The sequence below is a fragment of the Bacillus cereus group sp. MYBK95-2 genome (assembly GCF_051915225.1).
GTDB classification, from domain to species: Bacteria; Bacillota; Bacilli; order Bacillales; family Bacillaceae_G; genus Bacillus_A; species Bacillus_A cereus.
This window is the reverse complement of sequence record NZ_JBQAEH010000005.1, coordinates 308910-334502: the sequence shown is the minus strand read 5'-3', so window position 1 is coordinate 334502 and position 25593 is coordinate 308910. Positions and strand designations below refer to the sequence as shown.

Below are 25593 nucleotides of genomic sequence, written 5' to 3'. Positions count from 1 at the left end.
ATGAAGAAAGACAAATGTTTGTTGATGAAGTCACGGACACACTACAGGATGATGTAACGGAATTCGTCCAAAGTACCATTGCATCAAACGGACTAACTTGGATGGTGCTAGATCCAATTGGTGACGTCGCTGCAAAATGGGTTGCTGCTTATGCATTCGAATTAGCAAAGGGAATCCATGGAACTACTAAAGATAGATTAAGAGAAGCAATGTTAAAGAATCTTAGTGAGGGAATGGGTGTCGATGCATTAAGTGTTTCTATTGCAGATGTAATGTCAGAAGCAAGTAACTACAGAGCAATGATGATTGCACGTACAGAAACAACATATGCGATGAATTACGGCAATTTAATTGCTTATAAAGGTGCAAATAGAAACAAGAAAACATGGCTTACAGGAAACGATGAGCGTGTTTGTAAAGAATGTGGCGGTTTACATGGCGAAACAGTAGATATTGATGATTTATTTAGCAACGGAAAGATGTGCCCGCCAGCTCATCCACATTGTCGCTGCACTATGATTTCAGAAGAGTAATAAAATACACCTATTTGATTGGGGTTTCATCGTCAAAACGTATGCAGCTTTAAATTGGCTATTATGCGTTTTGACAGTGGAACCCCAATATTTATAGGGAAGGAGGTAAAACGATGGGATACGAACTAAAAAACGCCAATATCAGCTATGTTTCATTAGTTACAAAGGGTGCTAATGGTCGTCAATTCGCCATTATGAAAAGCGAATCTGCTAAACAACCAAATATATCAAAGCAAGTTCCAATCCTTAAAACAGAGGAAGAGAAGCAGCTTGTTACAGGAGTTGTGTATGAACCGGATGTAGAAGATTCACATGGGGATACAATGACTGCAGAAGAAATAGAAAAGGCCGCTTATACCTTTATGGAAAATTACCAGCACATCGACAAGCAACATGACGAAATCGCTGGTAAAGGAACGGTTGTTGAAAACTGGATTGCTAAAAGTGATATGAAGGTAGGCGAACAAGAAGTACAAGCAGGGACATGGCTTATGACTGTTCGCGTTGATGATGCAGATACGTGGGAAGAAATTAAAAAAGGTGAAGTCACTGGTTTTTCTATGGGTGGATTTGGTGAACGTGTGGAAATCGCTAAGACTGATGATTTTACTCATGAAGATAAAGGTCTTATTCGAAAGATGTTAGATTTCGTTAAAGGTGAAACTCACAAAATCACAAAAGGCGAAGTAAAAGACCGCTTTATTGATGAAAAACAAAAACGTGATTTACGAGCTGTATTTAATTTGTTTGAAGATGTGTTCTATTGGGAGATTTGGGAAAGTAATCCCGATATCGACCGTATGGCAGTTGCTCTTGATGATATGAAGGACATACTTTCTTCCATTAAAGGCGGTTATACCATTGCGAAATCAGAAGACAGTGTACAAGCAGAAAGCATTGTTTTAGAAAGTATTAAAAAAGCTGGTAAAGTATTATCCCAAAAAAATCATACAAAATTAGATGAAGCATTAGCTTTAATTACTGAAATAAAAGAAGCTGCTTCACCACAGGAGGAAGATGAAATGAAAGCAGAAGATATTGCAGAGATTGTAAAACAAGCAGTAGAACCACTAGCTACTAAGTTAGAAAAGATTGAAAAGCAGGTGAATGGTGAAGAGGTAGAGCCGACGCCAGAAGAGCAAACAGAAGAAGAAAAAGCTGCAGCAGTTATTCAAAAAGCACTAGAACCAATTACAAAGCGACTTGATAATATCGAAAATGCTGCTTCTATCCGTAAAGGTTTAGATCCAGATGAAGAAGTTACACCAGGACAACAACAAATTAAAAAATCTAAATGGGCAGGATTGAACCTGTAAGGGGAGGATTTATCATTATGACAATGACTAACGCACAATTATTAAAACGTTTAGATCGTATTGAAAAGGCAGCAATGACAACAAGTGGAATGAATGCAGGGTTATTAAATCCAGAACAAAGTAAAGAGTTCTTCCGAATGGCATTTGATACAACGCCATTCTCACAATTACACCGTAAAGAAATGCGTAAAGCAAAACAAGGTGAATTAGATAAAATTGCAATTGGTGGCCGTATCTTACGCAAGAAAACAGAAAACAGCGATGATAATTACCGCGCAGGTGTTCAAACTTCTAAAATTGAGTACAATACAAAGGCTATTCGTTTACCTTGGGAAATTACAGAAGAATTACTCCGCGAAAATATTGAAGGTGAAGGTTATGAAGATACTGTAATGGCTCTTATGTCTACACAATTAGGTATCGATTTAGAGGATTTACATTGGAATGGTGATACAGAATCTTCCGACGGAATGTTATCTATCAATGATGGATGGTTGAAAAAAATCAAGAAATCGAAAGAGTCTCATATTGTCGATCATGCTAAATTGGTAACTGGTACAGGCGAAGCTGCTGCAGCAAATGGATTTGGAAAAGGCTCTATCTTTGCTTTATCCGGTGCAATGCCAAATAAATATAAAAACAGCAACCTACGTTGGATTATGTCTCCAAGCCGTAGAGAGAAATGGATTGAGTATTTAACAAATCGTCCTACTGGTGCTGGTGATGCTGCGTTACTTGGAGCAGGAGATCAAGTTAATAAACCGATGGGATACGGAATTGTTACGGTTCCATCTTTAGAAGACGATGTTATTATTCTTGCAGATCCTAAAAACTTCATTGCGGTTAATACATACGACACTCGTGTTCGTAAGACTACAGAAGGTAAAACTGCAGTAATGGAAGATAAACGATTTTATGTAATTCACTTTGACGATGATGCTGTAATTCAAGAAATGGATGCAGTAGCAATTCTAACAAATATTCCGGATACGTTTGGAGCTTAATATCCAGGCGTATTTTTTATGGGAATAAACCCATTGTTATTAGGGTTTTGAATGTATACTTTTTTACTGTTTTCTTGTTTTAAATAGAAAACGAGTAAGAACCAATAAAACCAACAATACGAATGTAAACTTTCATGTAATAGTTTACATTCGTGAAAGGGGTGTTAATTATGAAAGTAGTTACGCTACGATACGGTGGCACTTACACCGCTTATGGACAAAAGTTTAAGAATGGCCAAGAAGAAACAGTTGCAAATGAAAAAGCTGATTACCTTGTAAGTACTGGACATTTTGAACTTGTAAAAGAAGTCGATAAGAAGGAGAAAGAAACATAATGGATATTACCTTGCAGGACATTAAAGACCGCGTAAATGTGCAAAAGATGCCTGATACAGTAATTCAAGAACTAATAGATTACTATGCAGTTATTACTAGAAAGTATTTAAGAGTTAAGCCGGAGAATCCAATGAAAGAAGTCATCCAAACAAGTAAACTAGCGTGGCTTTCTTTTCCTGCTGAATCTATAGCAAAAGTAACTCATGTTAGTTCTAAACAAGATATGACCGATTCTATTACTGTAAATGGGCGGATTGTTTATGGTTTATCCAAAAATCAGTTATATGAATTCGAATATAAGATACAAGATTATGATGATCTGCAGGTACTTATGAAGAAATGTATTATTGATTTGGTTGTTTCGGCAGTAGTTCGTGCTAACTTACAACGAAAAGGTATGAAGACATCGGAGAGTATTGGCGATTATTCGTACCAGATTAGCCCAGAAACGCTGGATGAACCAGCAACAAACAATAAGATACTCAATGGTTTAAAAGGGTTTAGAGCAAGAGTTAAGCCGGTGATGGCTACATGAATACGTACTTCGATGATGGTGATATGGATGATTTATATATTCATGAGGTAGTAGTAAAACGAAAAATGAAAAAGAAACAATCCGCTGGTAACTATGCGGAAGTACCAGTGGACGTTTACGAGAAGATGATTTGCCGTGTAACTACTAATTCTGCTACTGATAATGAGAGATTTAAGCGTGATAAACAAAATTTTGATACAACCTTTAAGATATATGCACCTGCTTCTTACATAATTAAACCCAATGATCTTATTCATTTCAAAAATGAAGATGTGGGTGTTGATTATACATTTGAAGTAAAAGGAGAGCCGCGTAATCCTGCATTTATGAATCATCACATTGAAATTTATTGCGAAAAGGTATGATTCTATATGGCGAATTCAGTAGAAATTGAGTACTCAAGTAATATGGAGCAAGTAAAGACGCATATTAACGCTATGTGTGTTGAAAAAGTCACAGCAGCATCTATTCATTTACAAAATCAAGTTAAGAAGAATCTCACAGGTAGCCGTAGCGGTAAGCAATACAAAATACCTCATACGAGTCGTAAATATACTGCTTCTAAACCAGGTGAAGCTCCTGCTGTTCGTACCGGTGACTTGTTAAATTCGATTAAATACAATGTTAAACGGTCACAATCAGAGGTATTGGGTGCAGTAGGGAGCGATTTGAAAAAAGCAATATGGCTTGAAACTGGTACAAGTCATATGGAAGCCCGTCCATTCCTATTAAAAGCGTTTGAAAAAGAACGTAGAGAACTTAAAAGAATGATGGGAGGGTAATACATGTCTAACGCTATTGCAGCTATTAGAATGCTTGTAGAGAACGATGAGATAATAAAAGATAATCTATCAGAGTATGGTGAAGGCGAGGACAAAGGGCCTGCTCTTTCATTCCAAACTGCACAAGATGATATGGAAATGCCTTATGTAGTGATGAGAATTGAAGCAGATAATCCGGATGATGTTGAAATTATAGATCGTATGATTCTAAATTTCGATGTGTATTGTGATAATGGGGATTATGATAAGGCAAAGTTAATTGCTACACGTATTGAGAAGTTACTAGATAGAGAAGTGGGTTTAAAAGATGATGGGATACTTTCTATACATCGTGCAGGGAAACTGCCGGTACCGGATGAAGACCCATCTATCATTCATATAAATGCAAAATTTCTTGTCCGAACCATGCGAACGGACTTGTATTAGGGGGTAGGACAAATGAGCTGGAAATTAATTAATGGTGTCCGTGAAGGGACTACAGATAATTTTGTTATCGGTCCTGGTGTCATGTACAAAGGATTTAAAAGTGTAAAAGAATTAGGTGAACTTGTAGGAGCGACTACAGGCGGAACTAAAGTGGGTTTTGATCGTGAGTATTATGATGCAGATATTGATGGTGTGCTAGGTAAAATGGTGCGTGGTAAGTGGTTATTAAAAGATGAACCACATGTAGAACTTACATTAGTAGAGTTCACAAAAGAAAACCTGCAGTTAGCTTTACCTGGTATGACGGTAGATAGTACAACTGAAGAAGAATACGATATTATGAAACCTTCAAATGATATTCCAGATTCAAATTATCATGATATTGCACTCATTGGTATGATTTCGGGTAGTGAGCTACCAGTTATTTTTGTAATTCGTAATACAATGGTAGTTTCCTCTATTGAAGTAGATCTTAAAGACGGTAAAGGAACGGTTGGTTTGAAATGTAAATTTATTGGTCATTACAGTGAATCTGCACCAACTACACCACCATACGAAATTTATTTACCAAAGAAAAAGAAAACAACAGTACAAAAAGCACCGGCTACCGCATAAATGGTAGTCGGTTTTCTATTACATAAAACGAGCTAAATGCTAAAAGGAGAGAACAAAATGGCTTCTATTTTAGAAAAAATGATGAGTACCGGTACAGAAATTACAATCCTAGGCGAAAAAGTAGCAATGCGCCGATTAAATGTAACGGACGTTTGGCGATTTGCAAAAATTATCTCAAAGGTTGGACGCAGTGCAATGGCTAACTTTGCTGGTTTCGGTAAGGATAAGCAAGAAATGGATGAACTAACTAAAGCTGCTGAATCTCTTCCAGAAGAAGAAAAACAAGCGCAATTATCTGCACTTAAAGAGAAGCAACAACAAAAAGGATTAGAATTTGCTTTCCGTGTTCTAACGATGATCCCTGCTTGCGAAGATGATTTTACAGAGTTCTTTGCTAGTTTATTAAAAGTGAAAGCAGAAGAATTTAGACAGTTCCCTCCGGAAGCAATGGTTGCTGTTATACAGGGCCTATTAGAAAGTGAAGACTTAATGACTTTTTTCAACCAGGTCAAGGGACTCGTGAAAGTTCAGAGCGAGAAATGGAGCCAATCAGCAGTAATTCCAGCAGCAGCTCCGATTCAAGCGTAAATGAAAATTCAGATGAATATTTAGAAGAAGCCGAACAAAACATGTTACGTGCTTTCGACAAGATCCAAAAGCGGTATGGATGGACAGATGAATATGTCTTATCTATACCGTATTCGCGTTTAATGGACCTATTTTCTTTAATTGCACGAGAAGAGCAGCAAGAAGAACTGAATGAGTGGAAGAAGATGGCGTTCATTGGCTTTCAAACTCGTCAACTAGAAGAAGGTACTACTTTTAATGATTATCTTCAAGCTTTTGGACTAACTGACACCCAGGACAATAAAGAGTCATCTTATGAAATGGGTGAAGTATGGACGAAAGAAGAGTGTGAAGCGCATGTTGAGCAGATTATGGCTCAATTCCAGGAAGACGACGATGAAGAATAAAAGGGTTATCGGCCCCAGAAGGGGGTGCGTAAATGTTAGCTGAAATGTTCCAACTGTTCGGAACGATTGGTATTAAAGCAGAAGGCGCTTATAAAGATTTACAACAGTTTGAAGATCGAGTACAAAAGACTGCAAATGGAATGCATGATAAATTCCAAAAGGCAGGGGAATCCATTAGTCATGTAGGTAACAAAATGAAAGATGTTGGTACAAACATGACAACGGGCGTTTCCTTACCTTTAGCTGGTATCGGTGCTGCAGCTGTAAAAGTGGCTTCTGATTTCGATACTTCTCAAAGAAACATCCAATCTTCTTTAGGTCTTACTGAAAAAGGTGCTGAAAACCTTGGTAAAATCGCAAAAGAAACTTGGAAAGATGGATTTGGCCAAAGTATTGAAGAAGTGGATCAGTCTCTTATAAAAGTGTATCAGAATATGAAAGACGTTCCTCACGAAGAATTAGAAGAAGCTACAAAAAGCGCTATGACATTGGGTAAAACATTTGATTCTGATATCAATGAAGTAACTCGTGGTGCAGGGCAGTTAATGAATCAGTTTGGTATTTCTTCAAAGGAAGCATTCGATTTATTTGCTGCTGGTGGACAAGAAGGTTTGAACTATTCAAATGAAATGTTTGATAATGTGGCCGAATATGCGCCATTGTACAAACAAGCCGGCTTCTCTGCTAACGAGATGTTTACCATTATGGCAAACGGTACTCGTGATGGAAGTTATAATCTCGATTACATTAACGACCTTGTAAAAGAGTTCGGTATTCGGGTACAGGATGGTTCTAAAGGTGTATCTGATGCCTTTGCTGAAATGTCACCCCAAACACAAAAAGTCTGGGATAACTTTAACAAAGGTAAAGGAACTTCTGCAGATGTGTTTAATGCCGTCTTAGTTGATTTAGGTAAGATGGACGATAAAGTAAAAGCAAACCAACTTGGTGTTGCTGTATTCGGTACAAAATGGGAAGACATGGGTGCTCAAGCTGTATTAGGTCTTAATAATGCAAATGGTGCGTTAGGCGATGTCGAGGGCACAATGGGAAAAATGCAGAAGACACAGCAAGAAGCTTTTGGTGTTCGTTGGCAAAAGTTAATGCGTACTACAATGGCATCTTTAGAACCATTAGGACAAGCTATTTTAGATATTGCAGAAGTAGCACTTCCTCCAATTATTAAAGCGGTAGAAGTTGCTGCAAAAGCATTTAGTTCTATGCCTAAGCCAATTCAAATTGGTATTGTAGCAATTTTAGGTATGGTCGCTGTATTAGGACCATTAGTCGCCATGATGGGCTTTATGACAAGTGGAGTTGGAGCATTTGTTGGTTCATTAAGATTCCTAGTACCAATACTTACTAAAGTACCAATGCTATTTACAGGCATTCTTAAAGTCGGCCCTAAACTTATCGGTATGTTTGGTGGAATCGGGAAAGCTCTAGCGCTGTTGGGCCGATCCATGATGACTTTACTGATGAATCCCTGGACGATTGCCATACTAGCAATTGTAGGATTAGTATATCTAATTTATAAAAACTGGGATGACATCGTAAAATACACCAAGAAAGCAGTTAAATGGATTGGCGATGTCTGTTCTAAAGCTTGGGACGCAACCGTAAAAGGTGCAAAAAAGGCATGGAATGGTTTAGGTAAGTTCTTCTCTGGATTTTGGAATGGTACAAAAAAACTTTTCAAATCTGCTTCATCATTTTTGGGGAAGGTCTTAGAAGAAGCTTGGAAATATATAAAACAAAGAATTGAATACAACATTAAAATTTGGAAAAACATTTTCGAATTTGGATGGAATGCCATTAAATTTGTTTTTAATCTAGCATTAAGCGGTTTGAAAAAAATTGTAGATGGCACATGGAAATTCATTAAGAATAGTGTCCAAAAGGCAGTTAACACCTGGAAGAAAATTTTCTCTACTGGATGGAATGCTATTAAAAGAATTTTCTCTATGGCTTTAGCAATAATAAAGCAGTACGTAAAAACCGAATTCGAAAAAATGAAAAATACAATATCCAGTGTTTTTAATACGATTAAGGAAATTGTAAAGAAAGCCTGGGACGCAATTAAATCAACCTTTACTACAGTATTAAAGTTCTTAAAAGATTTTGTGAAATCTTCTTGGGAATCTATTAAAGATACAATTTCTAGCGTTATGAACACAATTAAAAATGTGATTCAATCGGCTTGGAATTTTATAAAGTTTACAATCATTAATGCAGTTCGTGAATTTGTTGGGTTTGTAATTACTAATTTCAACAAATTATATAACACGATAACTGATGTTGTGGGCGGTATAAAAGAATTTATTGTTAGTAACTTTAAAACTATAAAGAAAGCAATCACTGGTGCATTTACAGGGGTTGTAGATACTGTAAAAGATGTATTCAGTAAAGTTGGTTCTATAGTAAAAAATGTAGCAAAAGATGCAGTTAGCTGGGGAAAAGATATTATTGCCGGTATTGGTGAAGGTATGTCAGGAATGGCAGATTGGCTTATAAAAAAAGCTAAAGGAGTTGTTTCGGGAATACCTAAAGCCGTATTAAAGTTCTTTGGTATTCGAAGCCCATCCCGGTTAATGATGGAATACGGGGGCTATATTACAGAAGGTCTTGGTGTAGGGATGGAAAAAATGATTCCTGCAGTAGACAAAGCTTCTGAACTATTAAATAAAGCTGTCGTTCCACCTAAACCAATGAAACTAGTAACCGATGTATCTAATCAAATTGGACAAATGGGCGCACGTTCTGCTGATCTAATCGGTAAAACTGCACATCCATTTGCTGGACAAACCCACGTTGAGAAGAAAACGGATAATGGCGTAACAATTCAAAATGCTACTTTTAAAGTCTCTGTTGAAAAACTACAATCTGCAGATGACTTTGTAAAAATGAGAAAGCTGCTACAAAACGTAGTTGCTGATGATCTAATGGGAATGGCGGTGCGAAATGTATGAGTATATTAAAAACATTGCATAGAAGAGGTGGTTCATACCATCTCTTAGGAAAGGCTGCAGAGTTAAAAGACACAATACGATATACCATTGATTTCTCATGGCCAGGGACATATAACTTTTCGTTTTTGTCCCTGGTTCCTATTGGTTCTGATGGCATGTTACCAGATAAGTACTTTATTGTTCGGGTAAATGGTATTGAAAGATTTAGAGCAAGAGGACCTTATGACTGGGAAGCAAGAGAAATCTTTGTAGGTGCAGGGCCACAAACAATTGAATTTACAACAATCGGTTATGGTTCCTCTGACATAGCATATATACGCGACGTACATTACTATGCATTTGGGCATGTACCTAATATCGAAAAGATTGAACAAACAAAATTACCAAAATCACTAGATGGCTTAAAATTACATAATGTCATGCATGGATACCCGCGTTCTCAAAGTGCAGGTAGCAAAGGTTGTGAAGTAGAATTCACTGTACTATTTAAAGATATCAGTTATTGGCGTGATTTCATGAGGGAAATATACCGTCCTCATATTATTACTGGCGATTACGGTACCTACGGGGGTATAATTCCGCCGAATGAAGTAGATGCAATACGAAAAGGAACGTTAGTCATAGCAAAATGTAAATTAATGTCCATGTCACAAGCAGGAGTAGGAGTTGATGGAATGTGAGAGAAGGATCTATTTCTTTAATTAGAATGTTGGGGAGCTATTTCCAAGTTGGGAATAACTCCCCTAATTTAATTGTTTATATGAAAAGAAGAGACTCTTCTTCTTACGTACAAATACAACATCGTGTAATAGGCTTAGAAGTGCAGGAGAACGCAGATCAGTTTGCTAGTACATTTACTATTACCTTTGCAAATGAATACGGTCAAATGGCTCCTGACAACTGGTATGGGAAGTTCTCTTCTATTTCAGAATGGTTTTATAACAGTGAGGTAACAAATACAAACCAGCTATATCCGCAGACTGAATTTAAAGTGTCTATTGGCTACGGTGAGGAAGCATTACCTTATATACATGGTTTTGTATCTGATGTGAAGGTAAATGCCGAAAGCGGCACGATTTCAGTAACCTGCACTACATCCTATAAGAAGGTTTTACATAAATCAGTAATCCCAACACCTGGATCAGATGAAATTGTTGCACCTACCGGTAATGTTTATGATGTTGTGAAGTTCTTCTTTGAAAAAGCAGGAGTTACATTGCACGGTAACAGAGTAAATATTCCTGGAACCAATCAGAGCTGGATTGTAGAAGGAGCAACCGGTAAGAGATTTCAAAAATGGGATGAAATTGTTCGAGATATTATAGATACGACATTCCACTATATTAAACACGAACCAGACGGAAGTTGTACATTTATGAAAATGCCAGACTATGCAATTAATGAACCTGCAAAGTTTAGTTTTAGAGAAGGGGAAAACCTTATCTCTTTAGATATGCAGCTAACTGATCAGGATATAAGTAATAGTATTGTTGTTAAATGTGGAGATTACGCAAACGGATTTCTTAATTCGTTTCTATTAAAAAATGTATCGCAGGGTGATTTACGAGAGGAAATGATAGAAGTGCCCTGGGCAACAACATTCTTTGCAAGAAGAGCGGTTGCTGCAGCATATCATTTAAAAGCAATCCAGAAGTTCAGAACATTAACGGTTGCAGTTGTTGGGGATCCAAGGATTCAATTATTCGATGTTATTTCTGTTTACAATAGAGATTCTGGTCAACAGTGGAATTACTTTGTCAAAGGGATTAATACAATGATTTCTGCAGATGATGGATTCTATCAAACTTTAGATTTAACTGTTAACTATGGGTATGAACCTGCTCCATATACAGATATAACTGGTATTACAGTAAATGTAGATACATTACGATTAAAACTTTGGGACTATGATTATGAAGATGGCGACTTATTAAATATTTATTGCAATGATAAGTTAATAGAGGAAAATTACTTTATACGTAATAATCCTACATACGTTGATATACCACTCGAATACGGTGCAAACATGATTGTTTTCGAAGGGGTACGGACTCCTTTAAGATGGCTTACCGGACGGATACAAGTATTAGATACACAAAATAATATTTTATACGATTATGGTTCTTTACCCGATTTAACATTTAAACGAGTAAATATAGATGAATCAACTGGGTATTATATCAAACGCCCAGCGAAAACTTGGGCTGTCACAAGGGTAAATTAGGGGTGATCTTATGATAATGCAAAAGAATTTATATGATCCGATTATGTATCTAATGAAAGGGTTGATTGACAGGCAAATATATAACGGCGGTAAACCAATGCCTGGAAATGACCCGAACGATGTATTTAAAGAAGGTATGACAGAAGGCTATACCCTTATTCGTGATGGTGCTCGTTTGTCTGCAGTTGATGGAGATAAATATTTACACTATGATTTAGCCTTTAATTCACAAGGTATGCTAGAAAAGGTTCTTATCTCTCATAAAGTAACCGGAAAAGAGATGGAGATACAATTAATATACAATGCACAAAAGCAATTAGAGCGTGTGCAGCCGAGACTCCTTAATAAAGGTAACGGTATACTATCTGATTTACCAATTCCCGATGTGTCGTAATGATGCACGGGAATTTTTTAATACAAGAAAAGGGTGATTGCTCTTGTTTGAAACAACCTATTTAGCCGGTGGCCGATTAGATCCACCTTTTCATCCGACTAAAACAGAACCATTCATACCTGGTTTCATTATGGATTCCACATCATTTAAAACGGATGAAGTGAAATATACATTACCTGCAGATATGGAGATTTACGCAATTAGTGTTAGTTCTTCCATTTACGAATTAGATGATAAATGGGATTTAATCGTAAACGGGCAAACCGTTTGCCAAGATATTTATACAAAACGGCTTCCGGAAGGGATGCACTTTATGGTTTATAAAGCAGTTAAAGCAGGAGACACAATTGTATTTCGATTCCATAACCAAGGAATTCTTGATAAAACAGTTTGGTTTGAATTGCACTTTTTAAGATAAGGGGGCGTATTGATGAGTTTTGCTGTTACCTATATGGCTGGTGGAAGATTCGACGCACCTTACTTCCCGACAAAAACAGAGCCATTCATACAAGGGCGAAGAGTTGGTATACATGATGAAATTCATGTAGATAAGTTTTCATTACCATTCGAAACAGAAATGATTGCTTTTTCTGTTGCCGCTTCACATTACAGTGACTCGGACTACTGGAATTTATTTATTAATGGCCAACAAGTATTTAAAGAGGTTTATGTAAAAGATGTGCCAGAGGGATTTAATTTCTCCATTGTAAAACCTATACCTGTTAATGCAGAGCTAAAGTTTGAATACCACAATGCATCTGCAGAGAAAAAAGCTATATGGCTTAATTACCAACTATTAAGAGATTAGGAGCGTGAAATAGATGGCATACGTTGAAAAAATGTATACAGAAGGCGAATTCCAAGACGAAATTGTTAAATTGGTAATCGCTAACGGATGGAAGAAAGTAAAATCGTTTTTCAGAGCCGTTTATCCGGATTTAGACGTAAAATCCGACGATGATACAAAATTTGAATTCGGCATGAGTAAGCACATGCTAGTGAAGAACAATAGCGGTTCTATTTATGGAATTGCTCAAACTTCAAAATGGTCACTTAAAAAGTCAGAGATTAAATACAACTTCACAAATGAAGAAGGAAAGAAAGCTTTTGCCGAAGACGGTAAAAAACGTCTAGCAAGCGGTAGGGATCGTTCTTGTTTTTATGTTTACATGATTGAAAAAGAACCAAGCGTTGCTGATGAAGGTGTACTTGTTCTTCCTTATGAATCTAATAAATTTGAAAAAGTATTATTAGATGTAGAATTAACCAAAATAACAGTTACTCCAAAAGTAAATAATGGTATATCTTACAAAGTTTACTCCTATGACGAAGCAGAGACACAAGTCATGATGTCCCCTTGGGTTAAAGTAACATTACGAAATACGAATTTACAAGGTATCAACGCTCAAACAAATTGGTGGCCGGATTCATTGGTCCGGATTAATGGCCAAGTTGATGAAAGCCGTGTTGTTTTATTAATACAAGCTGATAATACACCAGCCTTTGAAAACAACGTAGTTCCAGTTACACCGCTTTATATGGGCCAATTAGAAAGTTACGCTAATGATGATACATTAGGTGATGCATTATGGGCGGGAACAGCTTTTGATACAGGTAATGAAGAAGCATCACATAAATTCGATTTTAACGACACGAAACCATATAGAAATGTAGAAAACTACATGCCTGTCATGAAGTCTTATCCACGTTCCCCTGGTAATGGTATTGATAACGTAATTATTAAACGTTCAAGATTAGGAGCAAGGTACCAGGCTCATTTTATTGCTTGGAATGTAGCGCCTAATGCAATGCCACCAGATCGCGTTGGTAAAGATGGCGGTCAATATTCACTAGCATGGCAATCACAAGATAATGACGAATACAAATATCAATTTAACCCGTCTGTTTATAGCAATAAAGTACATACTTCTCGTGCTTATATTGTTCATCCAGATGAAGGTGTACGTGGATATTTACCTTATATGATCCTATTGTCTCCGTTAGGTCTATTAAATGGCGATAGATTAAAAGTTAGAAAGAATACTTGCCCGGATTCACACGACATTTACAAATTCTTTAATGTAGATGCTATTTCACCAATTACAAAAAGACCTTCTACGGCGTATCGTCCTGCTGGATTAGGTATTTTTGAGAAAACAGTATAAAGGAGTGTACATATATGTGGTTTGATAAAGTCGTATATTTACAAACATTACCGCAAGAATTAGAAAAACTATTTGCTGATAACGGTTGGAAACGAACGCTGTTTTTCCAAATTAAGAGCGGCATTTCAAAATTTATTGATGTAAGGTTGTTTGAATCGTTAGGAAGCGATGGAGAACGTAGAAGATTCGGCATAGCAAATGCGTATGACACTGCTGATTCTGATTTCACTGATAGCCGGTTTATTTCTGCAGATTCTCCACTAGGTAAACTAGGGATGGGAGATGGCGTGAAGAAAGATTTCTCTATCCCTGTTTCTCCTGTTCTTGGCCCTTCTGTCATTGTATATGTAAATGGGTTTGAACAAGAAAAGAGTAAATATAAGGTGGATGCAACTACAGGAAAAGTAACATTCACTACTGCTATTGCAAAAGGCGATAAAGTAACGTGCGAATACAGATTAGCTACCAACACATATGAGCCAAACAATGACATGCTGCTATTCACTTTCAATCGATACTTTATTGAAAAAGAGATCCTTTCCGGTGATAAATTAGGGGAATTAGGAAATGGAAATGGAACGAAAAAGAACTTCGCATTGCCATTCCCTAACTTTGACGAAAGCAGGACCGTAGTTTACAAGGATAATACTATTGTTGATTCTAGCGAGTACTCGTTCACTGAAACGGAAATTGTATTTAAAACCGCACCTGCAGCAGATACAACAATTAAGATTAGCGGTATTTATTTCTTATTACCAAAAGAAGACGGAACACTGGATACATTAACGGCAAAAACAAGTTTCGATGTACAAAAGATGGAAAGTATTATGGGCGAAGTATATTCTACGATTAATTTTGTGAACCCATCCCCTTATACATCAATTAGTTTTACACCGGAGCAGCGTTTCTCTAAAGAATTAAATCGCGATTCTGTTGTTTATCTGTATGGGAACGCAAACAATGACCGCTTAATTATGTTTATGCGTGTAGATCCAACACCAAATCCAGTTCGTGCATTATTTGTTCCGTTGTATATCGGAAAATTATATACATTCGATGTTGCACCAAGAAAAAATATGATTATTTTAAGCGGCTGCAGACCAGGCGACCAATTTGTATATTCACCAAATAAGAAAATTGGTAATGCGCCACTTGATTACGGTTCTGATACATCAAACGGAAACGAAACGGTTCAATTATCACAATCAAGCACAGGAGCCATGTATCAACACCATTATTTAGCTTTCATTACTCATGATATGTCAGTAGATAGTGGACAAGGACGCTTTAATCCATCGGTTTATAGTGGTAAATATCATTTATCTCAAATTTATATTGTTCATCCAAACGATGGATATGTTGGAAAACTAGATGATGTTTATGCAGTTCATCCAAAGAATATCCAGCAAGCTGATGAGCTAGAAATTGAAAAAACAGTTGTAGATGAAGTACTTGGACAAGGTGATGGCCATCGTAAAGTATTTCATTTAGAACATAAGCCGAAGGGCGAAACGTTAAGATTATTCATTTCATGTAAAGAAGTAGAAAAAACGGATTATGTATACAATGCAGAAGATAAGACCGTTACATTTAACGAAGCACCGGTTATTGGTTCTGAAATCACAGGCGCTTATGAAATGGCTCAATTATATCGTTACACATTACCAACAACGCCAGTTTGTCCTATGACACAAGCGAAAGTAACACCATTTAATCCAATTGGTTTAGCGATCTACAAAGAAGATATTTAAGTATAAGGGGGTAGCAGAAGAATGAGTGAAAAAGTTTATTCTATTGCTTCCCCTTCTATATGTACCAAAGAAAAAAGTCATGTTGTTGTCGTTGGTTCTGGACCAGATCGGAATAAAAAAGTTTATTCTTTTTCTATTACACCAGCGAATACAGAAAACAAAAATGATGTTGATTATCCAATTTGCATTGCTCCTTATGCGAGATATAAAGCTGTTAAAGAAGATAACGCAGGAGTAACCGCTACAAAAGTAAGAGCAAAAGGGATTTTAACAGATGTTGTAGAGAATGCATTGCGACAAATAGAGGTAGAAGCCTACATTTCAAATACAACTGATTCTGATATAAATCGAAATATAAATGTGGCCAACATTGAAATGCAGCATTCGCAACGAATGGACAGTATTTCTGTTCAACTAATTTCTTCAGAAGGATCACAACAACATAGACGAATTTTCGATATAAACCATATCGAAGGGGTAGAGAGCACAAAACCAAACGAGATAGAAGCAATGGTACACGCTTCTGATGAAACAAATCTTATAACGAATGAGTATGAAGCTGCACCAATCATAAAGCAGGATTTACTAAAAGGTAAGTTACGTGAATTCGCTGCAGGTGTAGAAGTATTACCGGAATGGATAAATGTTGCGCGCATTGTATATGGTGAAGGTTTTTATAATGATCTTATGGCCGATAGAGTTACAACGGATTATGAAGCTGTATCAATGCATAATGAAACGAGCGAGATTGTTACCAGGGAGCTAACAGCTACACATGCAGAGGTTACTTTATCTACTGCAGTTCCAAATATATTACCTGTATCCATTGCCGAAAATGAAACTGGTGATATACAGAAAAAAGAAATACTTCTTCATGCTCCGGCACAATTTGAATTTGGTACAAAAGAGCGAGAAGTCAAAGGAATCATAGAAGAATTTGATTTGTTCAATGGTATGGGTATACCGGTTTATCTTCCGGATTATGATTTATTTGCTCGTATGCAAAGAGACATTGAAACGTCTATTGCTAAACAATATGAGTTGAATCGTGTAGAAGAAATTGAAAATGTGGACCTGCTTCCTTATGAAGATATTGAAAGTGCGTATTTAATTCGTGACATAGATGTAGCTCAAATTAACCTGGATCACTCTATTCGAACAAAGGAACTTGCTGCAGATGTTATTACAAATAACGAAGTAAGCAAGAAAATAAATATATTTGATTCTGAAAGAAACGAATCCGCATCATTTACAAGAACAAAAGAACAGTATGCGAATGTAGATACAACACACACATTTAAACGTATCGTAGAAACACTTGATTCTGTTTATACGGATCAACAAGAATTCGCAAATAAAGAAAATGTATTTACTGCAGCTATAGAGGTGGGACAAGAAGTTGAAAATACTTCACGGATATTATCTGTTAAAGACATTTCCGAAACTGACGATGCGAATAAATCGCAAAACATATTCGAGATACAGACAATTGTCACAGAAGAAGCAGAAAGGTTACATGAAATAAATGCCGGCATTACTGATGCAGATTATTCTCATCGTATCTTCAAAGAATTACAAGGCGTATCGCCAGACGTTACATTTGCAGAAGTAAAAAATGAGCTACAAGCAACTGTAGTTAAACTGGAACAAGCTAATAAAGAAGATACTGCAGTACTTACACATGTTGATGAAATTTCTTCATTCGGATTAAAAGAACGCGTACTTATTACTGATGTAAATACTGATGAAGTTGCCAATAAAACCGAAAAAGAATTTCAAGCTAACATAGAAGAGTTTGATTTATTTGAGGGCCTTGGTATTCCTGTATATCTTCCGGAATTCGATTTGTTCGGCCGTGTTCAAAAAGAACTAGAAACACGTATTGCCTTACTTAATGATTCATCTAAATCACTAAATGTGATGCAAATGAAGCTAGATCAAACAATTGAATCTGAAAAAGCAATAAAAGAACATACAACTGCAGTAATTGAAGAAGTAGCTTCGGACACCGTTCCAATTACCTTAGATGCTGAACATATAACTTTAGACATTTCTTACAAACAAGATTCACAACAAGCCCTTATTACAGAGCAAGAAGCTTTTAACGGTATTCGTGAATTTGAGGGCGGAATTATCTCTGATATAACACCAGCTGATAAAGAAGTTATAACAAGAGATACAAATGTAATTGAAACTGCAGATGCAGCAAGGGAATCTGAACGATATGCAATCGTTAGTGAACATGAATTATTAGAGCGACAGACTAGCATAGAAGCTGCAACTAACAAAGCAGATACATTTTATAGGGAACATGAATTAGAAAGCGTTACAGAGAAATATGAACGGTTTGAACGTACGCCAGAAAGAGAATCAGTTCTAGAAGATAATGAGCTATTCAAAATGGAGAGAGTACTAGATACAGAAAAACCAGATGAATTAATAGTTATCGAAAAAGAAAATGATGATCCTAAGTTATGGTTGCGGCATAGTCGTCAATCTTGGTGGACAAATTCAAATTGGAAGAAAACAAGATAAAGAGAAGGTGATAAAATGGTAAGCCAATTAGGAAAAAACCTATTGCAACCAGAACCAGGGTGGACTCGTGAATATTGCACTTTAGAAAATGCTGAACCAGGTAAGTTTTTTTCAAATGTAGCATTAAACAACATTAATACAGGAGATAAATGGCGTGCAGTAGGTGATTCTGATAGTTTAGAACGGAATAGCGCCTGGTATATTGGTGCTGCATTAGGTCGTTCATTTTATTTTAAGTTTACAGGGAATGCAGTACGTATATTATTAAAAAATTTTACAACTCATGCATTCAATATTGAAGTGACAATAGACGGTATTAGATATCCTGGTTCAGTTCCTGCATATTCTTCCGACTACTCTCTTGTCGTATTTGAGAAACTTGATCTATTTAAGGGTGAACATAACGTTAAAGTAACTACAGCAGGAAAGGCTTCTGGTGAACATGGAACTTCTTTTACGCTTTTAACTGCTATTGATTACGCAGATTTAATAAAAGTAGGAGATGTTCTAAAAAAAACGGAACCTGGGTGGAAACGGTTTGATGATACGGATAGAAATATTCGGTACACAGGAGTATGGGCAAATTCAACTCATAGTGATTTTTATAACTCGACTTTGCACTTTAAACACAGTACGTCAAACAATCCACCTGATAAGAATCCAGTTTCAATCAAGTTCAATTTTATCGGTACAAGACTTAGAGTTATCGGTCTTATGAACTCGTCGTATGATACTAACGCTAAGATACTAGTTGATGGAGTCGAAGAAATAATCAGCTTCTTTAGACCTGGTAGTCAATCCCAGACACTAGTATATGAGAAGATAGGTCTAATGAACCAAGAGCATACTGTTGAAATAAAAGGATATTTTATAAACCTCGATGCAATTGACATCGATGCCGACGGAGAGTTAGTTCCTTTTAAACAAGAAAAAACAAAAGTATCCTTATACGAAAAAGAAAGCGGAAAAATATTTGTAGATGATTTTGATTCCGTAAATCCAAAATGGCTTATGTCACCATCAAATTCATTTAACAATGCTGTTAAAAAGGGATTCTTACGTATGAATCATTCTACAGATAAAGACGTTATGCTTTTAATCGATAAACCACAAAGTAACTTTGCAATCCAGGTTATTGCGGATTATGCTCCTATAAAAGAAGGAGATGAAGGCGGCTTACTAATCTATCAAAATGAAAAGAATAAAGTCGAGTTTCTTGAATCCTATTCTGCTAATGGTTCACAAAGCGTTAAAGAGTGGATGGCAATATGCAAGGAAAATCAATGGGACTTTTATACAAAGACAGATACATTTTTTGATTATGCGGATAACGATTCATTGGCAGCAAAAAGAATTGGTGTTGTTTTAAAAAGAGGAACTGCAGAGGGATTTGTACCGCTAGACATCAATAAAATTATTATGACAACAAGCAACATGTTACGTCTGCGCCAACTATATGAAAATTATAAGGTTGTATTAAAAGATACTGCAGATAATATCCTGTCTACTAACATCGTAGCTGCAGCTCATACCGGCATTGACATTCTACTTCCTTCTTTAGAGTTTGAGGGAATCATAGAAATATATGACGAGGAAAACGAATTGATAGCAAAGAAACAAGCTACCTTTTACGGTGGGGATATGTATTGCATGGGTTCATCCCTGCAAATCAAAATGAATAGCGCAGAATTAAATACAACGGATCCAACGAACTTAGGTTACATGGTGAATAACGAGCGTATTGTAAAAATGACAATCGTAAATGATAACATCGGTGCTGCTACAAATATAAAACTATCTATTCAACAGTACATGGAGAAAATCGGTTACACCTGGGCGCTAATTTCGTTAGATGGGACAAACTATTTAAATGAAATACAGATTGATTCAGTAGCCGCACAAAGTACGCGTGATTTTTGGGTAAAGGTTGTGAAGGATACAAATTTCCTAGCATTCGAACCAATTTATTTTAATATTCATCTAAAAAATAATTGAGGTGAATACAATATGGGAACTGTAATGAAATTATATAGATATACATCGGAAAGTGAGATTACACCATCAATCCTTATTGAGAGGAATATAAAAATTACAATTGAACCAGGAAAAACTCTATATGCTCCACTAGATGTAGGTTGTAACAAATACGATATTCGCACGATTCAAGTTACAAATGATTCAAATGTTGAAGCAATGTTATTTATGTACGATCAAAAAGAGAATGGGAATCAAATCTATAAAAGTTTATCCGAAAAAAGAACGTATGATATTTTATCCATTCCTTGCGAGGATAAAGATCATACAAACAAGGTCCATCTTTATATAGAAAATAGGGGCGTAGCAAACTCTACTTTTAATGTTTCTATGAAAGCGATACGTTTAAGTTAAGGAGGAACATACAGAATGACAAATAAAATTTGTAAGTTACACAGACTAGAGCGAAGAGAAGTCTTTATGAAGATTATCGATGAAATGAAAAAGGCTGGGTGGCAGCAATTAAATGCTGATGCGCCATCAAAAGATAAAATTTACGTCATGTACTCAAGTGGTAACGACGGTATGAAGAACCATTTTATAGAATTGCGGCCATTCGAAGTCGCTGCTGCAAGTAGCCAAGATATTATAGCAGATAAATATCCCCATCTTGATATAAGGGATTCTGCTAATTCTGTTACTGATGCAAGCTTTAGATTAATTGAACGATATGATAAAGAGAAGGATGTTACTTTCGGAGGACCTGGTGCGTTCTATCCATTATGTTTTCATCAAGGGAAAACAATTAACAATACTAGTCTTACTACTATTAGTAAACCAATTGCTATGGTGGACCTATATTTATACGTTGATAAAGACATTGTTATCTATTGTGTTTATGAAAACGATGATAATCTTCCAGAACGAAAAGGGAAGACTGTAATAGGATTATTTGGTATTCCAGATGAACTATATCAACAAGAACAATTCACACCTATATCTTCTCCTTTTAGTGTATTGGTGAGCGTTTGTCCAAAATGGGACCCTTATGCAGCATTGGTGGCTGCTAGAAGTAAACTTATATATGAGGGATTAAAAAATGTTTCTGTTCCTATTTTCATTTGGGATAAGGTATTTTTAAAGGCACCATCTTTAGAAGGAAATATAATATTTACATCATTTTTTATGGGAGATAACGTAGATGGATTAAGAGCAAAATTTGATGGACTTTACACATATAGGGGTTCAAATTTTGTAATTGGCGATATCGTTGAAATTTCTCAAGATGGAGAAGTACAGAAATATAAATTATTTAACACCTACTACTCAAGTGTATGGAGTTCATTTTCGGAGTTCAACATTGCATTAAGAGTAGAATAAGGCTGGTGATTTTATGACAATAAAAGGCATAATAATTCAACCCAAAACACTGTATCCAACCGTACAACGTAAACCACAAATACGTAAAGGTTCAAAATTAGAAATTAGTGATATGTATATTACAGGGGGTAGGAAAACTTCTGTACGGAAAGGAGTTATGTTTAACTTCTCTCGAAACGAAAGCAAAACTACTGAAAAAGCAGTAATGAAACCACCACGTACTGAACCACTAGAATACGCGTGGAAGAAAATGAACATATAACTTTATCGAAATTAAGCGTGCTGCAGCAGGCTTTTTTATTTTGGTCAAAATTTGAAAGGAGGTGAGAACTTGGAAAGAATTCACGAACTCATCAAGGCATTGAATATAAGCGATGTTATTACAAGTACTCAATTTAAAGTAGGTGGTGCTATAGGCGGTGGATTAGGAACAATAATTAATTTGTTATATGGTAAAGCGAACTTAATTTGGATCTCGATTTACTGCTGGATTATCATGCTCGACTGGATTACTGGTAGTAAGGCTTCAAAACTAGATGGAACATACTCATCACAATATGGAATTGAGGGCATCACGAGAACCGTGGTGCTTTTATCATTACCAGCTCTTGCACATTTATTTGATATTGCTCTTAAACTACCTGATTTCTTTTTCTTCATGGTAGTCGGTGGATTGAGTTACCACATTTTTAATAGTTTCGCAGCAAACTGCGCACGAATTGGCTGGGAAAAATGGATTCCTGCATGGTTATTAGAAAGTGTAGCATCCGAAATACAAGCAAAAATCCAAAGAAGTGATGCACGAAAAGAAAAACATAATACCAAATAAAAAAATACACGCCTTACATAAGAAGAGCATTGTCAAAAGACGGTGCTCTTTTTGTTTGGCAAAAAGGGGAAAATACACAATGAAAAAACCAATTAAACTATTCAGCTCATTATTTATGACTCTATTACTCTTATTTTCGTTTGCTACGGCTTCTTTTGCCGATAGAGTACTAATTATCCAAGACTTACCGAAACAAGCATATCGCTACGGTGTAGGCGCTTATGAGGGCGTTGTAGCACATAGTACTGCAACGCCAGAAGCACCAGCAATTAACATTCGAAATTATGAAGCTAGAACATGGAGAAATGCATTTGTACATTATGCTGTAGATTGGAACGAAACAGTCCAAATTGCTGATACAAAATATGTTGCTTATGGTGCTGGACCATCTGCAAATAAAAGATTTGTTCACGTAGAACTTTCTGAAACTAGCAACCCAAATAAATTTAAATCTTCTTACGAGCGTTATGTAAAACTATTAGCTAAGATTTTAAAAGATAGAGGAATTCATCCAAGCAAAGGTTTATGGACACATAAAGATATTACTTACAAATTAGGTGGAACTGACCACGAAGATCCGATTGATTACCTTCGCAGTCACGGTGTATCAGAATCGCAATTCAGAGCGGACGTACAAAAGGCGTATGAAGGCGCAACAGTTACAGTTAAACCAAAACCACAAGAACCATCTCAAAACGTTGCAGGCGAAACAGGAGTAGCTTATATTGATGGTTTTAACGTAAACCTAAGAAGTGGGCCATCAACAAATTATGGTGTTATCCGTCAATTAAATAAAGGAGAAGCATATCAAGTCTGGGGAAAACAAGGTGATTGGTTAAATCTTGGTGGTAACCAATGGATTTATAACAACCCTTCTTACATTAAATATCAAGGGGAACAAACTACTACTTCAAGTTCTGTAGTAGGAAAACGTGTTGTTTCTAAAGTGGACGACCTTCGTTTCTATGATTCTGCTTCTTGGTCTGATAAAGATGTAGCAGGAACAGTAGATGAAGGGCTTGGATTTACTATTGATGCTAAAGTATCCGTTAATGGTTCACCGCAATACAAAGTGCACAATAGTAAAGGAACAACATACTATGTAACTGCAAATGAAGCCTATGTTTATGTGAAGTAAAAGAGGCCTACTCTATCATGAGTAGGCACTTTTTGTATATATTTTAAACTAATTAAATTAACCACCTGTATGACCGTGCGAGTATTGTACAACTTCTTCAGAGGATACTTGTGTTTCTTTTGGGGTATTTGCATTTCCTAAGATTAAGGTAAAAGCAGTTAATATTCCTAACGAATAAAGAATTGTTTTTTTCATTTTATTGCCCCCCTAAATGATTTTTTCCGTTCATTATAGAACATAAATAAAAATACTCACTTGACTTCACATGATTATTTTCCCGATAGAATGTTAGTGCTAATTTTTCATTATATTCCTTTACATACTCATATATATTTTCTCGTTCAAAATATACATTACCTGCTAATACAATTTTTTCTAATTCTTCCGCACATACACCTTTTGCTATTGCTTGTGAAATTTTAAAGTGATGTTCATATTCTTCATTTTTCAGATCTGTACTAATTTTCAAGCCTTTCTCAAACAACTCTAATGCTTTTTCTTTTTCCCCAATTTTTTCATGTTCACATGCTGCAATCAATATAGCCTTATAATCATTTGGTAATTCTTTAATGACTTCTGAAAGGTGACGAATAGCTAAGTCTGATAGCTTTTGGTTTGCGTACATAAACCCTAAATTGTGACGCACATATAAGATAGCCTGTTCTTCTTTTTGTTTTTGAAATATATTCATTGCAGACATAAAAAATTCCTCGGCTGTTTCAAATTCATTTAAATGTGTACAGATAAGACCAGATACGTTATTGCAATATCCTATATTTAGTTCGTATCCGTTATATTTAGAGAAGATTTCTTCTGCTTTGGACACTTGTTGAAATGCAGGTATATACTGCTGATGGTGACAGTTAAATGTAGCGAGTTTGAAATAAAACTCCGCATGCTCTAACTGATCTGGTATTTCTCTTAGTTTTATTTCAGCTTTATCATAGTAAATTTTAGCTAAGTTGTAATTTCCGACTATCGTCGAATGCATCGCCTTAAAAAAGTAATAGTAGTATATAAGAGAATCATCTGTTGGAATATTAAAAGATTCGATTTTGTTGAAACTATCTTTTCCAATACTTAAACTATCAACTAAATATTGATGACGAAAATCTAATAGAGAGTAGTATAAAAGTAAGTTTTGATCTTCTTCCATATTTTTCATTTTTTTATCAATTTCAGTTTTTAATAGATGTGCATTTCTTAAGCGTCTAGCGCGAATTTCAATGTACCATTCATTCAGCATTTGCATGATTTGTTCATTTGTTTGTGCCTGAACCTCCATACAACAACCTCCTCTTAGAGTGACAATGTTTATTATTTCCATTTATTTTAACACGCCTTTAGATATATAAATTTTTAAAAACTTGATATAATATATACTGAATATTCAGTATATATTATTGATATTAAAAAGAACTCTTCAAGTCATGAAAGAGCTCTTTTTTTAACTATATTTAAGAATACAGGTTACTTAACTATTTTTTGCTATTCTGTAGAAAAAAATAACTAACAATGTAATCCCCATTCCTAAAATTATTGATATCAATATTACTAAATCATGTAATACATAGAATGTTAATAAACTCCATAATCCTAAAGTTAAAAAAATTAAGGTTAAAAACAAATTTGGTTTAATGTATTTAAATTTTTTCGCATACAGCAGTAATAGCATTATAGGAATAGTATAGATAACAAACATGAGAATGTCTT

General features: G+C 35.8%; 28 protein-coding genes. 26 read left to right on the top strand and 2 right to left on the bottom strand.

What is annotated here, in order from left to right; all coding sequences use genetic code 11:
• The first annotated feature begins 14 nt into the window (after positions 1-14).
• The 26 genes from ACTFN4_RS19175 to ACTFN4_RS19050 all read left to right on the top strand — a co-directional run bounded on the left by ACTFN4_RS19175 (position 15) and on the right by ACTFN4_RS19050 (position 23880).
• The gene (locus tag ACTFN4_RS19175) at positions 15-533 is read left to right on the top strand and encodes a phage head morphogenesis protein (protein WP_439962682.1); all 519 of its coding nucleotides are present in this window, start codon (positions 15-17) and stop codon (positions 531-533) included.
• Positions 534-646: 113 nt separating this feature from the next.
• Positions 647-1849 carry an XkdF-like putative serine protease domain-containing protein gene (locus ACTFN4_RS19170; RefSeq protein WP_324656355.1) on the top strand — a complete coding sequence of 401 codons (1203 nt, stop codon included), beginning with the start codon at positions 647-649 and terminating at the stop codon, positions 1847-1849.
• A gap of 17 nt (positions 1850-1866) precedes the next feature.
• Positions 1867-2853, top strand: coding sequence for a phage major capsid family protein (locus tag ACTFN4_RS19165; RefSeq protein ID WP_044795829.1), 987 nt, complete (start codon positions 1867-1869; stop codon positions 2851-2853).
• 170 nt (positions 2854-3023) lie between these two features.
• On the top strand, positions 3024-3188 hold the full coding sequence (locus tag ACTFN4_RS19160) for a YqbF domain-containing protein (RefSeq protein ID WP_000869888.1): 165 nt from the start codon (positions 3024-3026) through the stop codon (positions 3186-3188).
• A complete protein-coding gene (locus ACTFN4_RS19155; RefSeq protein ID WP_322373061.1) occupies positions 3188-3724 on the top strand; it encodes a hypothetical protein in 537 nt (178 codons plus the stop codon). The genes ACTFN4_RS19160 and ACTFN4_RS19155 overlap by 1 nt, the downstream gene beginning before the upstream one ends.
• On the top strand, positions 3721-4089 hold the full coding sequence (locus tag ACTFN4_RS19150; RefSeq protein ID WP_078186924.1) for a hypothetical protein: 369 nt from the start codon (positions 3721-3723) through the stop codon (positions 4087-4089). The genes ACTFN4_RS19155 and ACTFN4_RS19150 overlap by 4 nt, the downstream gene beginning before the upstream one ends.
• A 6-nt stretch (positions 4090-4095) precedes the next feature.
• Positions 4096-4506 (top strand): HK97-gp10 family putative phage morphogenesis protein, encoded by a 411-nt coding sequence (locus ACTFN4_RS19145; RefSeq protein WP_000024034.1) that lies wholly within the window; start codon positions 4096-4098, stop codon positions 4504-4506.
• 3 nt (positions 4507-4509) lie between these two features.
• Positions 4510-4932 (top strand): hypothetical protein, encoded by a 423-nt coding sequence (locus ACTFN4_RS19140; protein ID WP_000063400.1) that lies wholly within the window; start codon positions 4510-4512, stop codon positions 4930-4932.
• Positions 4933-4944: 12 nt separating this feature from the next.
• The gene (locus ACTFN4_RS19135) at positions 4945-5547 is read left to right on the top strand and encodes a hypothetical protein (RefSeq protein WP_322373064.1); all 603 of its coding nucleotides are present in this window, start codon (positions 4945-4947) and stop codon (positions 5545-5547) included.
• 57 nt (positions 5548-5604) lie between these two features.
• A complete protein-coding gene (locus ACTFN4_RS19130; RefSeq protein ID WP_439962681.1) occupies positions 5605-6135 on the top strand; it encodes a hypothetical protein in 531 nt (176 codons plus the stop codon).
• A complete protein-coding gene (locus tag ACTFN4_RS19125; protein ID WP_002204937.1) occupies positions 6087-6521 on the top strand; it encodes a hypothetical protein in 435 nt (144 codons plus the stop codon). Before ACTFN4_RS19130 ends, ACTFN4_RS19125 begins: the two co-directional genes overlap by 49 nt.
• A gap of 32 nt (positions 6522-6553) precedes the next feature.
• Entirely contained in the window at positions 6554-9490 is a 2937-nt protein-coding gene (locus ACTFN4_RS19120) for a phage tail tape measure protein (protein WP_439962679.1), read from the top strand.
• Positions 9487-10170 carry a hypothetical protein gene (locus ACTFN4_RS19115; protein WP_400154601.1) on the top strand — a complete coding sequence of 228 codons (684 nt, stop codon included), beginning with the start codon at positions 9487-9489 and terminating at the stop codon, positions 10168-10170. The genes ACTFN4_RS19120 and ACTFN4_RS19115 overlap by 4 nt, the downstream gene beginning before the upstream one ends.
• Positions 10167-11714, top strand: coding sequence for a hypothetical protein (locus ACTFN4_RS19110; RefSeq protein ID WP_001206677.1), 1548 nt, complete (start codon positions 10167-10169; stop codon positions 11712-11714). The genes ACTFN4_RS19115 and ACTFN4_RS19110 overlap by 4 nt, the downstream gene beginning before the upstream one ends.
• Before the next feature lie 10 nt (positions 11715-11724).
• Positions 11725-12108 (top strand): hypothetical protein, encoded by a 384-nt coding sequence (locus ACTFN4_RS19105; protein WP_000605841.1) that lies wholly within the window; start codon positions 11725-11727, stop codon positions 12106-12108.
• A gap of 43 nt (positions 12109-12151) precedes the next feature.
• Complete coding sequence (locus ACTFN4_RS19100) at positions 12152-12526, top strand: hypothetical protein (RefSeq protein WP_000464284.1); 375 nt, start codon at positions 12152-12154, stop codon at positions 12524-12526.
• A gap of 12 nt (positions 12527-12538) precedes the next feature.
• On the top strand, positions 12539-12916 hold the full coding sequence (locus ACTFN4_RS19095) for a hypothetical protein (RefSeq protein ID WP_000006650.1): 378 nt from the start codon (positions 12539-12541) through the stop codon (positions 12914-12916).
• 13 nt (positions 12917-12929) lie between these two features.
• Positions 12930-14273, top strand: coding sequence for a hypothetical protein (locus ACTFN4_RS19090; RefSeq protein WP_400154603.1), 1344 nt, complete (start codon positions 12930-12932; stop codon positions 14271-14273).
• A 14-nt stretch (positions 14274-14287) separates the two neighbouring features.
• The gene (locus ACTFN4_RS19085; protein ID WP_439962678.1) at positions 14288-16024 is read left to right on the top strand and encodes a hypothetical protein; all 1737 of its coding nucleotides are present in this window, start codon (positions 14288-14290) and stop codon (positions 16022-16024) included.
• 21 nt (positions 16025-16045) lie between these two features.
• Entirely contained in the window at positions 16046-18559 is a 2514-nt protein-coding gene (locus ACTFN4_RS19080) for a hypothetical protein (protein ID WP_439962677.1), read from the top strand.
• Between the two features lie 15 nt (positions 18560-18574).
• The gene (locus tag ACTFN4_RS19075; RefSeq protein WP_400154606.1) at positions 18575-20554 is read left to right on the top strand and encodes a hypothetical protein; all 1980 of its coding nucleotides are present in this window, start codon (positions 18575-18577) and stop codon (positions 20552-20554) included.
• Positions 20555-20566: 12 nt separating this feature from the next.
• Positions 20567-20947, top strand: a complete 381-nt coding sequence (locus ACTFN4_RS19070) for a DUF1998 domain-containing protein (protein ID WP_000537585.1) — start codon at positions 20567-20569, stop codon at positions 20945-20947.
• Between the two features lie 15 nt (positions 20948-20962).
• Positions 20963-21913, top strand: coding sequence for a hypothetical protein (locus ACTFN4_RS19065; RefSeq protein WP_400154607.1), 951 nt, complete (start codon positions 20963-20965; stop codon positions 21911-21913).
• Between the two features lie 13 nt (positions 21914-21926).
• Positions 21927-22175 (top strand): hypothetical protein, encoded by a 249-nt coding sequence (locus ACTFN4_RS19060; RefSeq protein ID WP_400154608.1) that lies wholly within the window; start codon positions 21927-21929, stop codon positions 22173-22175.
• A 69-nt stretch (positions 22176-22244) separates the two neighbouring features.
• Entirely contained in the window at positions 22245-22742 is a 498-nt protein-coding gene (locus ACTFN4_RS19055; RefSeq protein ID WP_000439586.1) for a phage holin family protein, read from the top strand.
• A 79-nt stretch (positions 22743-22821) separates the two neighbouring features.
• On the top strand, positions 22822-23880 hold the full coding sequence (locus ACTFN4_RS19050; protein WP_324656369.1) for an N-acetylmuramoyl-L-alanine amidase: 1059 nt from the start codon (positions 22822-22824) through the stop codon (positions 23878-23880).
• Positions 23881-23937: 57 nt separating this feature from the next.
• Here ACTFN4_RS19050 and ACTFN4_RS19045 read toward each other — a convergent pair whose 3' ends face one another.
• The gene (locus tag ACTFN4_RS19045; RefSeq protein WP_170879373.1) at positions 23938-24075 is read right to left on the bottom strand and encodes a hypothetical protein; all 138 of its coding nucleotides are present in this window, start codon (positions 24073-24075) and stop codon (positions 23938-23940) included.
• Position 24076: 1 nt separating this feature from the next.
• Positions 24077-25165: a hypothetical protein gene (locus ACTFN4_RS19040; protein ID WP_086408604.1), complete on the bottom strand. Its 1089-nt coding sequence runs from the start codon at positions 25163-25165 to the stop codon at positions 24077-24079.
• Positions 25166-25593: the final 428 nt, after the last annotated feature.

Excerpts from the sequence above, each read along its gene's own strand:
- ACTFN4_RS19135 (WP_322373064.1), top strand. The coding sequence starts at position 4,945 with ATGAGCTGGAAATTAATTAATGGTGTCCGTGAAGGGACTACAGATAAT.
- ACTFN4_RS19175 (WP_439962682.1), top strand. The coding sequence starts at position 15 with ATGTTTGTTGATGAAGTCACGGACACACTACAGGATGATGTAACGGAA.
- ACTFN4_RS19045 (WP_170879373.1), bottom strand. The coding sequence starts at position 24,075 with ATGAAAAAAACAATTCTTTATTCGTTAGGAATATTAACTGCTTTTACC.
- ACTFN4_RS19130 (WP_439962681.1), top strand. The coding sequence starts at position 5,605 with ATGGCTTCTATTTTAGAAAAAATGATGAGTACCGGTACAGAAATTACA.
- ACTFN4_RS19065 (WP_400154607.1), top strand. The coding sequence starts at position 20,963 with ATGACAAATAAAATTTGTAAGTTACACAGACTAGAGCGAAGAGAAGTC.
- ACTFN4_RS19095 (WP_000006650.1), top strand. The coding sequence starts at position 12,539 with ATGAGTTTTGCTGTTACCTATATGGCTGGTGGAAGATTCGACGCACCT.
- ACTFN4_RS19090 (WP_400154603.1), top strand. The coding sequence starts at position 12,930 with ATGGCATACGTTGAAAAAATGTATACAGAAGGCGAATTCCAAGACGAA.
- ACTFN4_RS19105 (WP_000605841.1), top strand. The coding sequence starts at position 11,725 with ATGATAATGCAAAAGAATTTATATGATCCGATTATGTATCTAATGAAA.
- ACTFN4_RS19070 (WP_000537585.1), top strand. The coding sequence starts at position 20,567 with ATGGGAACTGTAATGAAATTATATAGATATACATCGGAAAGTGAGATT.
- ACTFN4_RS19155 (WP_322373061.1), top strand. The coding sequence starts at position 3,188 with ATGGATATTACCTTGCAGGACATTAAAGACCGCGTAAATGTGCAAAAG.
- ACTFN4_RS19145 (WP_000024034.1), top strand. The coding sequence starts at position 4,096 with ATGGCGAATTCAGTAGAAATTGAGTACTCAAGTAATATGGAGCAAGTA.
- ACTFN4_RS19140 (WP_000063400.1), top strand. The coding sequence starts at position 4,510 with ATGTCTAACGCTATTGCAGCTATTAGAATGCTTGTAGAGAACGATGAG.
- ACTFN4_RS19165 (WP_044795829.1), top strand. The coding sequence starts at position 1,867 with ATGACAATGACTAACGCACAATTATTAAAACGTTTAGATCGTATTGAA.
- ACTFN4_RS19075 (WP_400154606.1), top strand. The coding sequence starts at position 18,575 with ATGGTAAGCCAATTAGGAAAAAACCTATTGCAACCAGAACCAGGGTGG.
- ACTFN4_RS19080 (WP_439962677.1), top strand. The coding sequence starts at position 16,046 with ATGAGTGAAAAAGTTTATTCTATTGCTTCCCCTTCTATATGTACCAAA.
- ACTFN4_RS19115 (WP_400154601.1), top strand. The coding sequence starts at position 9,487 with ATGAGTATATTAAAAACATTGCATAGAAGAGGTGGTTCATACCATCTC.
- ACTFN4_RS19085 (WP_439962678.1), top strand. The coding sequence starts at position 14,288 with ATGTGGTTTGATAAAGTCGTATATTTACAAACATTACCGCAAGAATTA.
- ACTFN4_RS19120 (WP_439962679.1), top strand. The coding sequence starts at position 6,554 with ATGTTAGCTGAAATGTTCCAACTGTTCGGAACGATTGGTATTAAAGCA.
- ACTFN4_RS19160 (WP_000869888.1), top strand. The coding sequence starts at position 3,024 with ATGAAAGTAGTTACGCTACGATACGGTGGCACTTACACCGCTTATGGA.
- ACTFN4_RS19040 (WP_086408604.1), bottom strand. The coding sequence starts at position 25,165 with ATGGAGGTTCAGGCACAAACAAATGAACAAATCATGCAAATGCTGAAT.
- ACTFN4_RS19150 (WP_078186924.1), top strand. The coding sequence starts at position 3,721 with ATGAATACGTACTTCGATGATGGTGATATGGATGATTTATATATTCAT.
- ACTFN4_RS19170 (WP_324656355.1), top strand. The coding sequence starts at position 647 with ATGGGATACGAACTAAAAAACGCCAATATCAGCTATGTTTCATTAGTT.
- ACTFN4_RS19125 (WP_002204937.1), top strand. The coding sequence starts at position 6,087 with ATGGAGCCAATCAGCAGTAATTCCAGCAGCAGCTCCGATTCAAGCGTA.
- ACTFN4_RS19050 (WP_324656369.1), top strand. The coding sequence starts at position 22,822 with ATGAAAAAACCAATTAAACTATTCAGCTCATTATTTATGACTCTATTA.
- ACTFN4_RS19060 (WP_400154608.1), top strand. The coding sequence starts at position 21,927 with ATGACAATAAAAGGCATAATAATTCAACCCAAAACACTGTATCCAACC.